Below are 16,269 nucleotides of genomic sequence, written 5' to 3' on the forward strand. Positions count from 1 at the left end.
GTAGATAGGCCAGAGGTGTAAGTGTAGTAATACATTAAGCTAACTGGTACTAATAGATCGAGGGCTTAATCATTATTTCCTATATGTATCTTTGATTGTACAGTTATCTAAATTTCAATCACAGATTAATTATTAACGCTTGTAGAAGCTTTATTCAGTAGAAAAAAGAACTCGCTTCGCTCAGACAGCTTTTTTCTTTGACCTTCATAAAGCATCTAAAAGCTAAATTAATCAAGTTCAGAAATTTAGAGAACATAAATCTGTAGCTTTTCTCAAAGTGAAAAGAGCAGAAAAACAATGAATATTTCCGGTGGTAATAGCGGAGGGGCAACACTTGTTCCCATCTCGAACACAAAAGTTAAGTCCTCCAGCGCCTATGGTACTGCATTGGTAACGATGTGGGAGAGTAGGTCGCTGCCGGTCCTTTTTTAAATACTCCCCGATAGCTCAGTTGGTAGAGCAGATGACTGTTAATCATCTTGTCGCAAGTTCGAGTCTTGCTCGGGGAGCCATTTTTTTATTTAGAGACCTTTTAAAGGGTCTTTTTTTGATTTTATAGAGTATTTAATTACTGATTAAAAAAATAATTATAAAATAAGAGAATTTAATTATAAAACACTCACTTAAAAGTGGGTGTTTTTTTTGTGTGATAATTTACTTGCATTTTTTTATAAATATAGTATTATATAATTAAAGGTCAAGATAAGTCAAAGTTAGGAGGGGGAGAATATGTCAAGTTTGTCTGATCAGATTGAAAGATATTTAAGAAGACAAATCTCTAAATATCAGGGCAAGGTAAAGATAAAAAGAAATCAATTAGCTGAAAATTTCGATTGTGCTCCTTCCCAAATTAATTATGTTCTTGATACTCGATTTACAGTAGAAAAAGGCTATATCGTCGAAAGTCAGCGCGGCGGCGGTGGCTTTATTAGAATAATTAGAGTTACTTTAGATTCTGATAAAGAAGTAATTCAGGAAGTTATAAATAAATTAGATAGGGCAATAAGCCAGAAAGAAGCACATGGAATAATTAAAAGATTATATGATAATGATTTGATTTCAGAAAGAGAATCTTATTTAATGGAAAGAGCAGTACATCGAAATGTACTGGGGATTTCTCTGCCGGAAAGAGATTATTTGAGAGGGAGAATTTTGAAAAATATGCTTGAGGTTATATTTAAAGTGAAGGAGGATTAGCCAATGCTCTGTGATAGATGTGGTGAAAATGAAGCCTCTGTCCATTTAACAAGGATTATTAATGGACAGAAAGAAGAAATCCATCTTTGTGAAGAATGTGCTAGAAGAAGCAGCAAGTTAAATATAGAGGATAATAATTTAAGTTTTCAGAGCCTGTTATCAGGAATTTTAAATCATAATTTTTCAAATCAGGAATCTTCTTATTTTACAAATAAGAATTCAAAGGAGCTTAAATGTCCAAACTGCGGCCTAAGTTATCAGGAGTTTACACAAGGTGGGCTTTTTGGCTGTCAGAAATGTTTTGAAATTTTTGAACCCAAACTGGATGAACTTTTTAAAAGAATTCATGGAAACAGCAGGCATAAAGGCAAATATCCACTTTCATTTAAACAGCTAATTGAGGTAGAAAGTGAAATAAATAAATTAAAAAAGGAAATGCAGGTTGCTGTTGAAAAAGAAGATTTTGAAAAAGCTGCAGAAATTAGAGATAAAATCCATGCTGTAAAAGATGACATGGAGGAAGATAAGAATGAAAAATAATCTAGTAAGTGACTGGCAGATTGAAGACGGGAATGAAAAAGATGTTATTTTAAGTTCCAGAATACGACTGGCCAGAAATCTAAAAAAGTATAAATTTCCTAATAGGAGCAATTATGAAGAGAAGAAAGAATTAATCGCATCTTTAAAAAGAGAACTTGATTTTCTAATAGATAGTGGCTTTGATTTTTATTTAATGAGTGATTTAAGTGAAATTGAAAGAGAAGTTTTACATGAAGAACATTTAATAAGTCAGGGTCACACGGAAAGTTCAGAAACTAAAGCTTTATTTTTAAATAACAGCAAACACCTCTCAATTATGGTTAACGAAGAGGACCATTTAAGGCTTCAAATCTTAAAAGCAGGTCTTGAGTTTAATGATCTCTGGCAGAAAATCGATCAAATCGACAATCAACTGGACGAAAAATTAGAATATGCTTTTTCGGATAAATGGGGTTATTTAACCAGCTGTCCTACTAATGTAGGGGCTGCTTTAAGAGCTTCTGTGATGTGCCATTTACCTGCACTTGTTTTAAGTGGACGAATAGATAATATTTTAGGTGCAGTTGGAAAATTTGGCCTAACTGTAAGAGGTGTTGCAGGAGAAGGAAGCAGCAGTGAAGCTGAGCTTTTTCAGATTTCAAATCAGATAACATTAGGTTTTAATGAAAAAGAAATTATAGATAAACTTGATAGTGTTATTCAGCAGATTATTGCTGAAGAGAGAAAAAGCAGGGAGTATTTGCTGAGAAACAATTATCTTAAGTTAAAAGACAATGTTTTAAGATCATTAGGGATTTTAAAATATGCTTATCAGCTTGAAGAAGCTGAAGCTTTAAAGTATTTATCGAGAATTAAATTTGGACAGGATGCAAATTTAATTGAAGAAAAACTAGATCAAGATTTATTTTCGAAATTATTATTTAAAATAAAGGATGCGCATTTAAAGCACAGTTTTGGTATGAAACTTAAACAGGATAAAATCAATATAAAAAGAGCTGAAATAATTAGAAATATATTAAATGAGGAGTGAAAATAATGTTTGCTAAATTTACAGAAAGAGCAAGAAAAGTTTTGAGTATTGCTGAACAGGAAGCTTTAAAACTTAAACACAGTTATGTAGGAACAGAGCATATTTTATATGGCCTAATTGCAGAAGGCCAGGGGATTGCTGCTCGTTCACTAATAGATAATGGAGTAAGCAAAGAAGTTATTGAAAGTAAAATTATAGATATGATCGGTAAGGGACAGAATGAAGTTAAAGGTTCTATTGGTCTGACTCCCAGAAGTAAAAAAGTATTAAATCTGGCAATGGATGAAGCCCGTAAAATGGGTCATAATTACATTGGTACAGAACATCTACTCCTGGGTTTAATTAGAGAAGGAGAAGGTGTAGCAGTTCGGATTTTAATGGACTTAAACAGTGATATCAGCAATATTAAAGAAGAAGTTGTTGATTTACTTGGGGGTAAAAATTCGATGCAGAAAAATAAAAAATCTTCAGGCAGAAAAACTAAAAATTTAGATGAATACAGTCGTGATCTGACAGAAATGGCAAGAGAGAATAAACTTGATCCGGTTATTGGAAGAGACAAAGAAATTAATAGAGTGATTCAGGTTTTAAGCCGCAGAACCAAAAACAATCCTGTTTTAATTGGTGAGCCTGGTGTTGGTAAGACCGCTATTATTGAAGGTCTGGCACAGATGATAGTCAGTGAAAATGTACCGGAATTACTGTTAAATAAAAGGGTGGTTTCTCTTGATTTAAGTTCCCTGGTTGCTGGATCAAAGTATAGAGGTGAATTTGAGCAGCGCTTAAAAGCTGTAATGACAGAAATAATTGAAAGCGGAGATATTATTCTCTTTATAGATGAGATGCATACTTTAGTAGGTGCTGGAGCAGCTGAAGGTGCAATTGATGCTGCTAATATTCTAAAACCTGCCCTTGCGCGAGGAGAGCTGCAGGCAATTGGAGCTACAACTCTTGATGAATACAGAAAGTATATTGAAAAAGATGCTGCTTTAGAGAGAAGATTTCAGTCTGTGCTGGTTGAAGAAAACTCAACAGAGGAAGCAATAGATATTTTAAAAGGACTGCGTGATCCTTACGAGGCACATCACAAGGTAAAAATTACTGATCAGGCTATAGAAGATGCTGTAGTCCTGTCACACCGCTATATTTCTGACAGATTTTTGCCTGATAAGGCAATTGATTTAATTGATGAAGCAGCTTCTAAAGTGAGATTGAGCAACAGTACCAGGCCACCTGAATTTAAAGAGTTAAGCCAGAAATTAGAAGAAGCTGAAAAAGAAAAAGAAGCGGCAGTTAAAAATCAGGAATTTGAAAAAGCTGCCAGAATGAGAGATAAAGAAAAATCATTAAAAAAAGAATTAAAAGAATTAAAAAACAACTGGGAAGATGAAAAAGGGAAAGCAGAAGCTGTAGTAACAACTGAAGACATTGCAGAAATTGTTTCCAGCTGGACCGGGATACCGGTTACTAAACTTGAAGAAGCTGAAACTGAAAGATTACTGCGGCTGGAAGACGAACTTCACAAACGAGTTATTGGTCAGGATGAAGCGATAAAAGCTGTATCAGAAGCGGTACGCAGAGCTAGAGCCGGTCTTAAAGATCCTAAGCGACCAATTGGTTCGTTTATTTTCTTAGGTCCTACCGGAGTGGGTAAAACAGAGCTTGCAAAAACTCTCGCAGAAACAATGTTTAATGATGAAGACGCAATGATCAGAGTCGATATGTCTGAATATATGGAAAAACATTCAGTTTCCAGACTCGTTGGCTCACCTCCCGGTTATGTCGGTCATGATGAAGGCGGTCAGCTAACCGAACCGGTCCGCAGAAGACCTTATTCTGTAATTCTTTTTGATGAAATTGAAAAAGCACATCCAGATGTTTTTAATGTTTTGCTTCAGATTTTAGAAGATGGTGTTTTAACAGATACTCACGGCCGTAAAGTTGATTTTAAAAATACTATTGTGATTATGACCTCCAATGTTGGGGCTGATTTTATAGAAAAGCAGTCACAACTTGGTTTTAAAACGGAAAATGATGAGTCGGCTAGTTATGAGAGCATGAAAGATAATGTTATGTCTCAGCTTAGAAAAACATTTAGACCTGAGTTTTTGAACAGACTTGATGAAATTATTGTCTTCCACTCCTTAAATAAAGAGCACATTAAGAAGATTGTTGACCTAATGTTAGATGACTTAAGAGAGCGTCTGGAAGAGAAAGAAATTGAGCTTGAAATGACCGAAGCAGCTAAAGCAAAACTTGCAGAAGACGGCTATGATTCTGAGTTTGGAGCACGCCCGTTAAGAAGGACAATTCAGCGGCAGATTGAAAATCCACTCTCAATAAAAATACTGGATAAAGAGTTTGAAGAAAATAATAAAATCATTGTAGATGTTAAAGATGGTGAGTTTGATTTTAAGGTAAATTAAGCTTCGAACATTAAATTAACCTCTCTTGTAAAATGCTGTAAAAAATGATATAATTAATAATAAATATTAGCAGAATTAAAGCTAGGAGTTATCAATAATGGCAAAAGCAAAAAAATATTATCTATGTCAGGAATGTGGTTATAAATCCGTTAATTGGATGGGGAAATGTTCTAACTGTGGTTCCTGGGATAGTTTTGAAGAGGTTATTGAAGATAAATCAAAAAATAAAAATAATAAATATGATCTAGAGAGAGAGGAGAAAGAACCTAAGCCAATTACAAAAATTTCATCGGTTAAGAGACAGCGCTATCAAACAAATATAACTGAACTTGATCGGGTACTTGGTGGGGGTATTGTTTCCGGCTCTCTGATCTTACTTGGTGGAGCCCCTGGTATCGGTAAATCAACACTGATACTCCAGGTGGCTTCTCTTTTTAGTCAAAAATATGGCAAAACTCTGTATCTTTCAGGAGAAGAATCTGCTTCTCAGTTAAAAATGAGGGCAGAGCGTCTGAACTGTATGGAAGAAAATTTGAATATTTTGGATGAGAGAGACTATATGGTTCTGGAAAATCATATCTCGAAAAACCAGGACTATTCATTGATTGTTGTAGATTCGATTCAAACTGTACATATTCCAGAATTAGATGCTGCTCCTGGGAATTTAACTCAGATCAAAGAAGTTACAAACCGACTTGTTAAACTGGCTAAAACAACAGGGATTCCAGTTGTTTTAATTGGTCATGTTACAAAAGAAGGAGAATTAGCTGGCCCGAGGGTTTTAGAACATTTGGTCGACACAGTGCTGCAGTTTGAAGGAGATAATTACCACATGTATCGAATGCTGCGGGCCAAAAAAAATCGTTTCGGTTCTACAAACGAAATTGGTGTTTTTGAAATGAAAGAAAATGGGATAAATGAGGTTGCTAATCCATCCAGTTTCTTTATTAACGAGAGATCTGCAGATGTATCTGGTTCAATTATTACTCCGGCACTGGAAGGAAGCAGAGTACTGCTGGTTGAAGTACAGTCTCTGGTTACTGAGGCTGCTTTTCCTTCACCGCAGAGGCTGGCAAAGGGTGTTGATTATAAAAGATTGTCCCTGCTTTTAGCTGTGCTAGAAAAGAGGCTGGGAGCTAACTTTAAAGAACATGATGTAAACTTAAATATTACTGGAGGCTTGAATGTTGAAGAACCGGGTCTTGATCTAGCAATAATCGCAGCTGTTGTTTCCAGTTATAAAGATATATCGCTTGATAATGATCTGGCCGTGATTGGAGAAGTTGGTCTTGGGGGAGAGGTAAGAGCAGTTGGACAAATTGAAAAAAGAATCAATGAATTAAAAAAACTCTCATTTAAAAAAGTTATTATTCCGGCAGCAAATGCAAAAAAGATTGCTTTTGATCCGGAAATTAAAATAGATGCAGTTAAAGATATAGCTGAATTTGTAAAAATTATTCTAAAATAAATTTACGAAATGAGGTGAAGCAGTGGAAGAAATTGACGAAAAACTATTGGATATTCTTAAAGTTCTAGCTCCGGGGACAGTATTTAGAGATGGTTTAGAAAACATTTTAAGAGCTCAAACCGGTGGTTTGATTGTAGTTAGTGATAAAGAAGAAGTGCTGGAGCTGGTTAATGATGGTTTTCAAATTGAAGCGCCTATCTCACCTGCCCGTTTATATGAACTTGCGAAAATGGATGGCGCAATAGTTCTGGACCAGGATGCAGAAAACATTCTTTTTGCTAATGCCCAATTGATTCCTGACCCAACAGTTAAATCCTCTGAAACTGGAACCAGGCACAAAACTGCCGAAAGGGTAGCTCGCCAGACAGGAGAGCTGGTCATCGCAATTTCTCAGAGAAGATCAATAATTACAATTTATAAGGGTGATTCGAAACATATTTTAGAAGATATCAGGGTTGTACTGGTTAAAGCCAATCAGGCTATTCAAACTCTAGAAAAATATCGCTCTGTCTTTGATCAGGCTCTGACAAATTTAAGTGCCTTAGAATTTGAAAATCTGGTTACCCTTTCCGATGTTGTAACGGTTATTCAGAGAACAGAAATGGTTTTAAAGATTCAGCGTGAAATTGAAAAATATATTTCTGAGCTTGGTTCAGAGGGCAGATTAATTAAAATGCAGTTAGAAGAACTGGTCAGCAATGTTAGAGAAGAGGGGATTCTGCTGATTGAAGATTATATTTCAGAAGAACTGGAAGAAGATACCTCAGATCCAGAAAAGGTGCTGGAAAATCTAACTGACTGGTCCTCTGATGAAATCCTGACATTAAATACAATCAGCAAAGCGCTTGGATACAGTGGTAGTGTAAATGCACTGGACGAAACAGTTTCACCGAGAGGTTATCGGATTATGCGGAAAATACCGCGGCTGCCAATGCCGGTTATAGAAAATTTAGTGGAACACTTTAAAAATCTGCAGGAAATAATTCGAGCATCAGTTGATGAGCTTGATGATGTAGATGGGATTGGCGAGGTAAGAGCTCAGGCAATTAAAGATGGACTGCGCCGCTTAAGAGATCAGGTTTTACTAGATAGACATATTTAGCACACTTCGTTATAATTTAATGTAAAAAGTTAGCAGATTGACTGCCGCTTTTTAAAATGGTATAATTATAAGGTGGATTTTTATTGCTTTCATAAAAGAGGAGTGGATAAGATGTATAAAATTGGTGATAAAGTCGTTTATCCAAATCATGGTGCAGGGACCATTGTTGGTATTGAGACTAAGACTATTTTAGATGAGAAAAAAGAGTACTATATTATGAAACTTCCGATTGGAGAAATGAAAGTTATGATTCCAGTTGATAAAATTGATAAAATTGGTATTCGAGATGTAATTTCTGAAGCAAAAGCAGATGAAGTATTTGAACTATTAAACGGTGAAAAGAGCAAAATGTCTCAGAATTGGAATCGGCGGTTTCGCGCTAATCAGGAAAAATTGAAGACCGGAGACATATTTGAAGTAGCTGAGGTTGTTCGAAACTTAAGTATTAGAGATAGAGAAAAAGGACTTTCTACAGGTGAGAAAAAAATGCTGAGTAATGCCCGCCAGATTTTAATTAGTGAACTTGTTCTGGCAAAAGATATGGATGAAGAAAGCATTTCAGAAAAGATGGATGATTTATTTACACTTGACGAAGATGATCTTGATTCTTAACTAAAGATTATTTGGGGGAGGGGGTGAGATAATGCTAAAAAAGATAATGCGCTTGATTTTTGGGGTTTTTGGTGGTGTTATCGCTTACCATTTAATTGATATCTTTGGTTTAGCAACTGAATATTCTTTTAGCTGGCAAAATATCGGGGAATTCTTTTTAACAAAACAATTTTATGCTGTTCTTTTTGGTGCAGTTCTGGGTTATTTTTTATTATTTTATTTGTTAGACAAATTACTTAATTTTATAATGGAGTTGGAGTTAAGATTTAAAGATTTAACCTGGAAAAAAATTGTGATAGCAGTTATTGGTTTAATAATTGGTCTTATAACTGGTGCTATTATTAATTTTATATTTCCTATTCCTCAAATACCTCGTATTGGTATGCCTCTACAAGTTTTTATTAATATTACTTTTACCTATATGGGATTTGCCCTTGCTATTCACAAAGAAAAAGATATAGCATCTTTTTTGTTTTCAGGAAAAAAAGAAGAGATCGACTGTCCACAGCTTAAAACTGGTAGTGATAAGATTTTAGATACCAGTGTCATAATTGATGGTCGAATTTATGATATCTGTAAAACTGGTTTTATCGAGGGAAATTTTATTATTCCCGAATTTGTGTTAGAAGAATTACAACATATAGCTGATTCAGCAGATGACTTGAAGCGAAATCGGGGGCGTCGAGGTCTTGATATTTTAAGACAGATGCAGAATGATGATCAAATTATGGTGGAAATAATTGACTATGATTTTGAAGAAATATCTGAGGTGGACAGCAAATTGGTTAAATTAGCCCAGGTGATTGAGGCTAAGGTTTTAACAAATGATTATAATCTTAATAAAGTTGCTGAACTCCAGGGGGTAAATGTTTTAAATATCAATGAGCTGGCCAATGCCGTTAAACCGGTTGTTTTGCCCGGGGAAGAGATGGATGTTAAGGTTATTAAGGAAGGTAAGGAAAATGGACAGGGTGTTGCTTATCTTGACGATGGGACAATGATTGTTATAGAAGAAGGCATTAAATATATGGGAGATGATATCTCGGTGCTTGTTACCAGCATTTTACAGACAGCCGCTGGCAGAATGATCTTTGCTCGCCCCAAAACAAATTAAAGGATGGTTTTGATGTCAGAGATTGGAATATTAATTCCTGCTGCTGGAAAAGGTAGTAGAATGGGAAAGAAGATGAACAAACAGTTTTTAGATCTGCTTGGGAAACCGGTAATCTATCATACAATTAAATCTTTTTTAGACTGGCAGCGTGATTTTGAGCTTAATATAGTCCTGGCTGCTGCCGAAATAGATTATTTTAAGCAAAAAATATTGCCCCTGTTTTCTGATTATCAGCAGCAGTTTAATATAGTTGCTGGTGGAAAGAGCAGAAAAGAATCGGTTAATAATGGGCTGCAGAACTTTAGTGATAAAGTTAAGTATGTTATAATACATGATGGTGCTCGCCCTATGATAAAAAGAGAGTTAATCGAAAAGAGCTTTCAGGCAGTAAAAAAGTACGATGCAGTCAGCTGTGGCGTTAGAGTTAAAGATACAATTAAAGTTGTAGAAAATTCTTTTTCTAAAAAAACACTTGCCCGTGATTCATTAAGAGCGATTCAAACCCCACAGGCTTTTAAATTAGATTTAATCAAAAAAGCACATCATAATTATAGAAAAGATAAAGCACTGGATGACGCTACTCTGGTTGAAGAATTAGGAGAAAAGGTATATATAGTTGAAGGAGATTATAATAATTTCAAAATTACTACTCCAGAAGATTTAAAACCGGCAGAAATAATTTTAAAGGAGCGGTTTAATGTTTAAAGTTGGTTTTGGTTATGACAGCCATCGCTTTGATAAAGACAGAAAACTTTTTTTGGGTGGAGTTGAAATAGAGTCAGAATACGGTCTTCAGGGCCATTCTGATGCAGATGTTCTGCTGCATGCTTTAATGGATGCCCTGCTGGGTTCAGTTGGAAGTGGCGATATTGGCAGTCATTTTCCAGATAATGATCCAGAGTATAAAGATATAAACAGTTTGAAGTTACTTGCTGAGGTAAAAAAAGAGCTCGAGAGTAAAAATTTTGTGATAAATAATTGTGATTTAGTAGTTGTAGCAGAGAAGCCAAAATTAAAACCCTATCGGGATAAGATAGTTAATTCAATTGCTAAAAATTTGGAATTAGAAGCAGAAGATATTAATTTTAAGGCAACAACAAATGAGAAAATGGGCTTTACTGGCCGAAGAGAAGGTATGGCAGCATATGCTGTTGTAAGTGTAGTGGAGAAGTCATTGTGGCAGTTTTTAAAGAAGCTGAACAGGAAGGGAGTATTAGATGATGTTAGTAAAAAATATAATGACAAATGATCCAATAACAATTACTCCAGAAGCAACAATTATGGAGGCAGAAAAAATGCTTTCCATTAATAAAATAGGGAGATTGTTAGTAGAAAAGAATGGTAAAATAATTGGCATGCTTACAGATGGTGATATAATTTCAGAGAAGAACCTGGACGCACCAGTGAGTGAGTTTATGTCTGATGATTTAATTATAATTAATGAAAATAGTACTGTCCAGCAGGCAGCAAAGAAACTATCGGATAATCATATCGGAGGCCTGCCTGTTTTTAACGATAAAGATCAGTTAGTCGGAATAGTTACTTCTGAAGATATTGTTTATGGATATTTAAAAGATGAAGAAGAAGAAATGGAAATGGAAAAGAAAACTATAACCCCAGAAAGTTCTGCTATTTATCTTTCGATGACCAGAAGTCGTGATTACGAAGAATACTGGCTGAAAAAGATCGAAGGTTATGGTTACCGTGGAGCTATAACTCAGACTGGTGCCAGCGCAGAAAAGCTACCAATAAAACTGCGCGAGAGTACAACTGTAGCTGCAATAGCTAGAGGTGTAATTAGTGAAAACTCACGCGAAAAAATGGCTGTTTCCAATGCTGTTAAAGATGCCTACAGTCAGCTGGACCTTGTAAACCCCGGTCTTGGTGGAGGATTTAAAATAGCTGTTGTTCGTGGTGATGGTCATGTTTCTGTAGCTATTTTTGGTAAGTTCGGGCATGCATTAGTTGATGGTCCAGAACAGTTAACTGTAGGTACAAGTGTAATATAATATTAAATAATTTTAAATTAATTTAGGAGGAATTATAAGGTTATGAGTAATAACATAAGATTGCGTTTCCCCCCGAGTCCTACCGGGAAGATCCATATTGGTAACATGCGTACCGCTCTTTTTAACTGGCTGGTTGCCAAGCAAAAAGGTGGCGAGTTAGTATTAAGAATTGAAGATACAGATCAGGCAAGATCAACCAAAGAATTTGAAGATATCATAATTCAGGAAATGGAATGGCTGGGCCTTGATGCAGACGAAGGTGTCGGGATTGGTGGAGATTATGGTCCTTACCGTCAGACCGAAAGAATTGATCTTTATCAGGAATATGCTGATAAACTTTTAGAATCAGGCCATGCCTATAAATGTTACTGTACTAAAGAAGAACTTGATCAAATGAGGCAGAAAGCTATTGATAATGATGAGATGCCTCGTTATGATGGCTCCTGCCGCAATTTAACTGAAGAAGAACGAAAGGACTATGAAGCTGAGGGTAGAGAACCGGTACTGCGTTTTAAGCTGCCTGCAGAAGAAAGAGAAATAATTGTAGAAGATTTAATCCGGGGAGATGTTAGTTTTAATTCCTCTGTTTTAGATGATTTTATTATCTTTAAATCAGATGGAATGCCCACCTATAATTTTGCAGTTGTAATTGACGATGCACTGATGGAAATTTCACATGTAATCAGGGGTGAAGATCACCTTTCTAACACGCCAAAGCAAATTTTAATCTATGAAGCTTTAGGCTTTGATTTACCTAAATTTGCCCATCTGCCTTTAATTTTAGATGAAAACAAAGCTAAACTTAAAAAGCGGGGTAAGGACTCTGTATATATTGGCGAATTTAGAGAGCAGGGATATTTACCAGAAGCTCTATTTAATTTCATGGCTCTTTTAGGCTGGTCGACTGGAGATGAAGAAGAAATTCTTTCTCAGACTGAAATCATCGATCGTTTTGCTATTGAAGATGTCAATAAAAGTGGTGCTGTTTTTGACAGAGAAAAATTAAACTGGATGAATGGTAAATATATTAGAGCAGCAGAAATTGATCGAATTTTTGAGCTGTCTTTACCATTTTTACTTGAGTCAGGTCTTGTAGATCAGGAATATATTGAAAATAATAGAGATTGGCTTCTTAAAGTTATTGATGAGAGCAGAACTGGAGTTGATTATTTGTCACAAATTCCAGCTGAAGCTGAATTATTCCTGACAGAAATTGAATTTGAAGATCCTGCAGCAGCAGCTGAAGAATTTAAAGGTGAAGATGTAAAATTAGTATTTGAAACTTTAAAAGAAAAGGCTTTTGCCAGGGAAGAATTAACGGCTGAAGCTGTTGGCGAGATTTTTAAGGAGCTGAAAAATGAGCTTGATGTTGGGGGCAGAACAATTTATCATCCAACCAGACTTGCAATCACAGGTAAAGGCTCAGGTCCTGAAATGACCAGTGTAATATCTATTTTTGGAGCTGAAGAAATTGCCCGCAGACTTGATGCTGCCTTAGAACTTGCTGAAAACAATTAATAAGAGATAATTAAAGGGTCTTCTCTGAGGGAGAAGGCTCTTTTTTAAAAATGAATTTGTTTTTTAGTTGTTAAACATTTCAAGTCAGAAAGGAGTGAGTAAATGCTTAAAGTTTATAATACTTTAACAGGTCAAAAAGAAAAGTTTGAGACAGTCGAAGCGGGTAAGGTTAAGATGTATGTCTGTGGTCTTACTGTTCAAAATTATTCTCATATCGGCCATATTAGGAGTGCAATAAATTATGATGTAATCAGAAGATTTCTCGAATATTTAGGTTATGAAGTTGATTATATTTCTAATTTTACTGATATTAATGAGAAAATTGTTAAAAGAGCAGAAGAGGAAGGGATCACTCCCGCCGAACTGGCTGATAAATATGCCAATGCATTTTTAGAAGATATAAGAGAATTTAATATTAAGCCTGCTGATAAATATTTACGGGTCAGTGAAAATATCGATCAAATTATTGAGATGGTAAAAACTTTGATTGAAAAAGGTTATGCCTATGAGGTAAATGGTAATGTTTATTTTAGTGTGGAAAGTTTTGAAGATTATGGAAAGCTTTCTGGTAGAAGTCTTGATGAAATGCAGGCTGGTGCCAGAATTGCAGTTAATGAAGAAAAAGAAAACCCTCTTGACTTTGGACTCTGGAAAAAAGTTGAAGCTGGAGAAGGCTGGGACAGTCCCTGGGGTGAAGGATGGCCGGGGTGGCATATTGAATGTTCTGCAATGTCAATGAAACGCCTGGGAGCCACTTTTGACATTCATGGTGGTGGAGTTGATTTGATCTTTCCACATCATGAAAATGAGATTGCCCAGTCAGAAGCATACAGCGGCAAGAAATTTGTTAATTACTGGCTGCATAATGGCACAGTTAATTTAAGTGGAGAAAAAATGTCTAAATCTCAGGGTAATTTCTTTACCAGCAGAGAGGTATTAAAAGAATTTCCAGCTCAGACTGTCAGATATTTTCTTTTGAGCAGACATTATAGAAGCCCAATTGACTTTTCTTACGAAAAATTAGAAGAAGCTGAGACTTCACTGCAGAGAATTGAAAATGCAAGACGTCAGCTGGCGAAAGTGTTAAATCTGGATATAGAATCTGCTGAAGATAACAAGGAAAATGAAAACTTTTTTACCAAAGTAGTAGAGCTAAAGGACAGTTTTGCGGCTGCCTTAAATGATGATTTTAATACTGCTGAAGCGATAGGAGTTTTACATGATCTTGTTGGAGAAATTAATAGTTTCCTCAATCAGAAAGATTTCACTTTAAATGAGAAAAATTTTGCCGTTCTCGAAGAAACAGAAGAAATATTTTTAGAACTGGCAGAAATTCTTGGTTTGAAATTTGAATTAAATAAGGCTCCTGGTGCAGATGATAAACTGGTTAGTCCGCTTATTAGCCTTTTACTTGAATTAAGAGACAGAGCAAGAGATAATAAAAACTGGGAAGAAGCTGATCTGATTAGAGATCGACTCCAGGAAATAGGGGTTGAAGTGACAGATACACCCAGAGGAACAGAATGGGAAATCAAGGGAAAAGAGGAATGATAAATAAATGCCAAAGATTGAAGGAAGAAATCCGGTTTATGAAGCATTAAGAGGAAACAGAAAAATTCATCGTATTTTCATTCAGGAAAAAATTAGTGCTGAAGTGATAGATGATATTTTAGAACTCGCTGCTGAAAAGAAGATTCCAGTTAGCAGAATTTCATCTCAAAAATTAGATGAAAGTGCCAGGTCTCATGCTCATCAGGGAGTTATTGCAGAAGCTGACCCACTAAAAGAATATGGACTGGCCGATATAATTGAAATTAAAGAAAATAAAGATGGGGATGCACTTGTTGTAATTTTAGATGAGATCAAAGACCCCCATAATTTTGGGGCAATAATCAGAACTGCTTATGCAGCTGGAGCAGATGCAGTTGTATATCAGGACCGAAGAGCTGTAGGAATTACTCCTGTAGTCCTTAAAGCAGCTGCTGGGGCAGCTGAACACATTCCCTTAGTTAAGGTCTCTAATATTAATTATGCTATTCGCGATTTAAAGGAAGCTCATTTCTGGATTGCTGGAGCTGATGCAGCAGCAGAACAGACACATTTTGAGGCTGATTTGAGCGGCTCGATTGGACTTGTAATTGGAAGTGAAGGCAGTGGTCTGAGAAGACTGGTTAGAGAAAACTGTGACTTCCTGGTAAAAATCCCAATGAACGGAGAACTGGGATCCCTAAACGCCTCTGTAGCAGCGGCTATTATAATCTATGAAATTTTCCGTCAGCGCGGAAAAGATATTTCTTGACGAAAGTTTTTTTAGCAAGTATAATAGTAATGTAATGGATAAGGGAGGGGATTCTGGTTGAAGATGAATGCTCATGAACTCGATTTTGATGATATCAGTTTTGAGGAGTATAAGCAGATGTCCGATGATGAACTGGTTGAACTGGTACATCAGGGGGATATGGAAGCTCAGGAAACTCTAATCAAGCGTTATAAAAATTTTGTACTTGCTAAATCACGCTCTTATTTTTTAGTGGGAGCTGACAGGGAAGATATTGTCCAGGAAGGTATGATTGGTCTTTATAAAGCTGTGCGTGATTATAAGATTGAGAGATTGGCTTCTTTTAGGGCTTTTGCAGAATTATGCATTACCCGTCAGATTATAACTGCAATCAAAGCTGCTACTCGCCAGAAACACCAGCCTTTAAACACCTATATTTCTTTAAATAAGCCGATCTATGATGAGGAATCTGATAGAACTCTTTTGGATATCTTAAAAGGTGGAAAATTATCCAATCCAGAAGCTTTATTTATCAGTAATGAAACTTATGATTTGATTGAGTCTGAAATTTCATCAATGCTGAGTGATTTAGAATTTGATGTACTACAGGAATATTTAGATGGAAAGTCATATCAAAAAATTGCTGAAAGTCTGGATAAACATGTTAAATCTGTAGATAATGCTCTCCAAAGAGTCAAAAGAAAATTAGAAGTATTTTTAGAAAAGCATAATATTTAATTTTCTATCTTACTTCTAATTCAAATAAATATGGCTGTCATTAATGACAGCATTCGGCCTGCAGCCGCCAGGCCTTTTTTGTGGATATTTTATCCTGATGGCTACATAAAAATAAGTAAAATTTTTAAGGGGGAAGAAAAGAAAATGGCAAAAGCAAAATTTGAAAGAACAAAACCACATGTTAACATAGGTACAATAGGACATGTTGACCATGGAAAAACAACACTAACAGCAGCT

At 35.7% G+C, this 16,269-nt stretch carries 16 protein-coding genes, 1 tRNA gene and 1 rRNA gene; all 18 read left to right on the top strand.

Annotated elements, in window-relative coordinates; all coding sequences use genetic code 11:
• Nucleotides 1-306 precede the first annotated feature (306 nt).
• Nucleotides 307-423, top strand: a 5S ribosomal RNA gene (gene rrf / locus C8C76_RS04135).
• Between the two features lie 13 nt (nucleotides 424-436).
• Nucleotides 437-512, top strand: a tRNA-Asn gene (locus C8C76_RS04140).
• A gap of 217 nt (nucleotides 513-729) precedes the next feature.
• The gene (locus tag C8C76_RS04145; RefSeq protein ID WP_108138929.1) at nucleotides 730-1,197 is read left to right on the top strand and encodes a CtsR family transcriptional regulator; all 468 of its coding nucleotides are present in this window, start codon (nucleotides 730-732) and stop codon (nucleotides 1,195-1,197) included.
• 3 nt (nucleotides 1,198-1,200) lie between these two features.
• Nucleotides 1,201-1,737, top strand: coding sequence for a UvrB/UvrC motif-containing protein (locus C8C76_RS04150; RefSeq protein WP_108138931.1), 537 nt, complete (start codon nucleotides 1,201-1,203; stop codon nucleotides 1,735-1,737).
• Nucleotides 1,727-2,767, top strand: coding sequence for a protein arginine kinase (locus C8C76_RS04155; RefSeq protein WP_108138933.1), 1,041 nt, complete (start codon nucleotides 1,727-1,729; stop codon nucleotides 2,765-2,767). Before C8C76_RS04150 ends, C8C76_RS04155 begins: the two co-directional genes overlap by 11 nt.
• Nucleotides 2,768-2,772: 5 nt before the next feature.
• Nucleotides 2,773-5,193 carry an ATP-dependent Clp protease ATP-binding subunit gene (locus C8C76_RS04160; RefSeq protein ID WP_108138935.1) on the top strand — a complete coding sequence of 807 codons (2,421 nt, stop codon included), beginning with the start codon at nucleotides 2,773-2,775 and terminating at the stop codon, nucleotides 5,191-5,193.
• Nucleotides 5,194-5,290: 97 nt separating this feature from the next.
• Nucleotides 5,291-6,661 carry a DNA repair protein RadA gene (radA, locus tag C8C76_RS04165; RefSeq protein WP_108138937.1) on the top strand — a complete coding sequence of 457 codons (1,371 nt, stop codon included), beginning with the start codon at nucleotides 5,291-5,293 and terminating at the stop codon, nucleotides 6,659-6,661.
• Between the two features lie 22 nt (nucleotides 6,662-6,683).
• Nucleotides 6,684-7,763: a DNA integrity scanning diadenylate cyclase DisA gene (disA, locus tag C8C76_RS04170; RefSeq protein ID WP_108138939.1), complete on the top strand. Its 1,080-nt coding sequence runs from the start codon at nucleotides 6,684-6,686 to the stop codon at nucleotides 7,761-7,763.
• Between the two features lie 111 nt (nucleotides 7,764-7,874).
• Nucleotides 7,875-8,375, top strand: coding sequence for a CarD family transcriptional regulator (locus C8C76_RS04175; protein WP_108138941.1), 501 nt, complete (start codon nucleotides 7,875-7,877; stop codon nucleotides 8,373-8,375).
• A gap of 31 nt (nucleotides 8,376-8,406) precedes the next feature.
• The gene (locus C8C76_RS04180; protein ID WP_108138942.1) at nucleotides 8,407-9,489 is read left to right on the top strand and encodes a PIN/TRAM domain-containing protein; all 1,083 of its coding nucleotides are present in this window, start codon (nucleotides 8,407-8,409) and stop codon (nucleotides 9,487-9,489) included.
• 12 nt (nucleotides 9,490-9,501) lie between these two features.
• A complete protein-coding gene (ispD, locus tag C8C76_RS04185) occupies nucleotides 9,502-10,194 on the top strand; it encodes a 2-C-methyl-D-erythritol 4-phosphate cytidylyltransferase (protein ID WP_108138944.1) in 693 nt (230 codons plus the stop codon).
• Entirely contained in the window at nucleotides 10,187-10,738 is a 552-nt protein-coding gene (ispF, locus tag C8C76_RS04190; RefSeq protein ID WP_108138947.1) for a 2-C-methyl-D-erythritol 2,4-cyclodiphosphate synthase, read from the top strand. The genes ispD and ispF overlap by 8 nt, the downstream gene beginning before the upstream one ends.
• On the top strand, nucleotides 10,707-11,498 hold the full coding sequence (locus C8C76_RS04195; RefSeq protein ID WP_108138949.1) for a HutP family protein: 792 nt from the start codon (nucleotides 10,707-10,709) through the stop codon (nucleotides 11,496-11,498). Before ispF ends, C8C76_RS04195 begins: the two co-directional genes overlap by 32 nt.
• A gap of 42 nt (nucleotides 11,499-11,540) precedes the next feature.
• Entirely contained in the window at nucleotides 11,541-13,016 is a 1,476-nt protein-coding gene (gltX, locus tag C8C76_RS04200; protein WP_108138951.1) for a glutamate--tRNA ligase, read from the top strand.
• A 102-nt stretch (nucleotides 13,017-13,118) separates the two neighbouring features.
• A complete protein-coding gene (gene cysS / locus C8C76_RS04205; RefSeq protein WP_108138952.1) occupies nucleotides 13,119-14,567 on the top strand; it encodes a cysteine--tRNA ligase in 1,449 nt (482 codons plus the stop codon).
• A 7-nt stretch (nucleotides 14,568-14,574) separates the two neighbouring features.
• A complete protein-coding gene (gene rlmB / locus C8C76_RS04210; protein ID WP_108138954.1) occupies nucleotides 14,575-15,315 on the top strand; it encodes a 23S rRNA (guanosine(2251)-2'-O)-methyltransferase RlmB in 741 nt (246 codons plus the stop codon).
• Between the two features lie 63 nt (nucleotides 15,316-15,378).
• Nucleotides 15,379-16,032, top strand: coding sequence for an RNA polymerase sporulation sigma factor SigH (gene sigH, locus C8C76_RS04215; RefSeq protein ID WP_076546230.1), 654 nt, complete (start codon nucleotides 15,379-15,381; stop codon nucleotides 16,030-16,032).
• A 144-nt stretch (nucleotides 16,033-16,176) separates the two neighbouring features.
• Nucleotides 16,177-16,269, top strand: a 93-nt coding sequence (locus C8C76_RS15480) for a GTP-binding protein (protein ID WP_023878051.1), incomplete at its 3' end; no start/stop codon positions are given.

The sequence above is a fragment of the Halanaerobium saccharolyticum genome (genome assembly GCF_003053565.1).
In the GTDB taxonomy this organism is placed as follows: Bacteria; Bacillota; Halanaerobiia; order Halanaerobiales; family Halanaerobiaceae; genus Halanaerobium; species Halanaerobium saccharolyticum_B.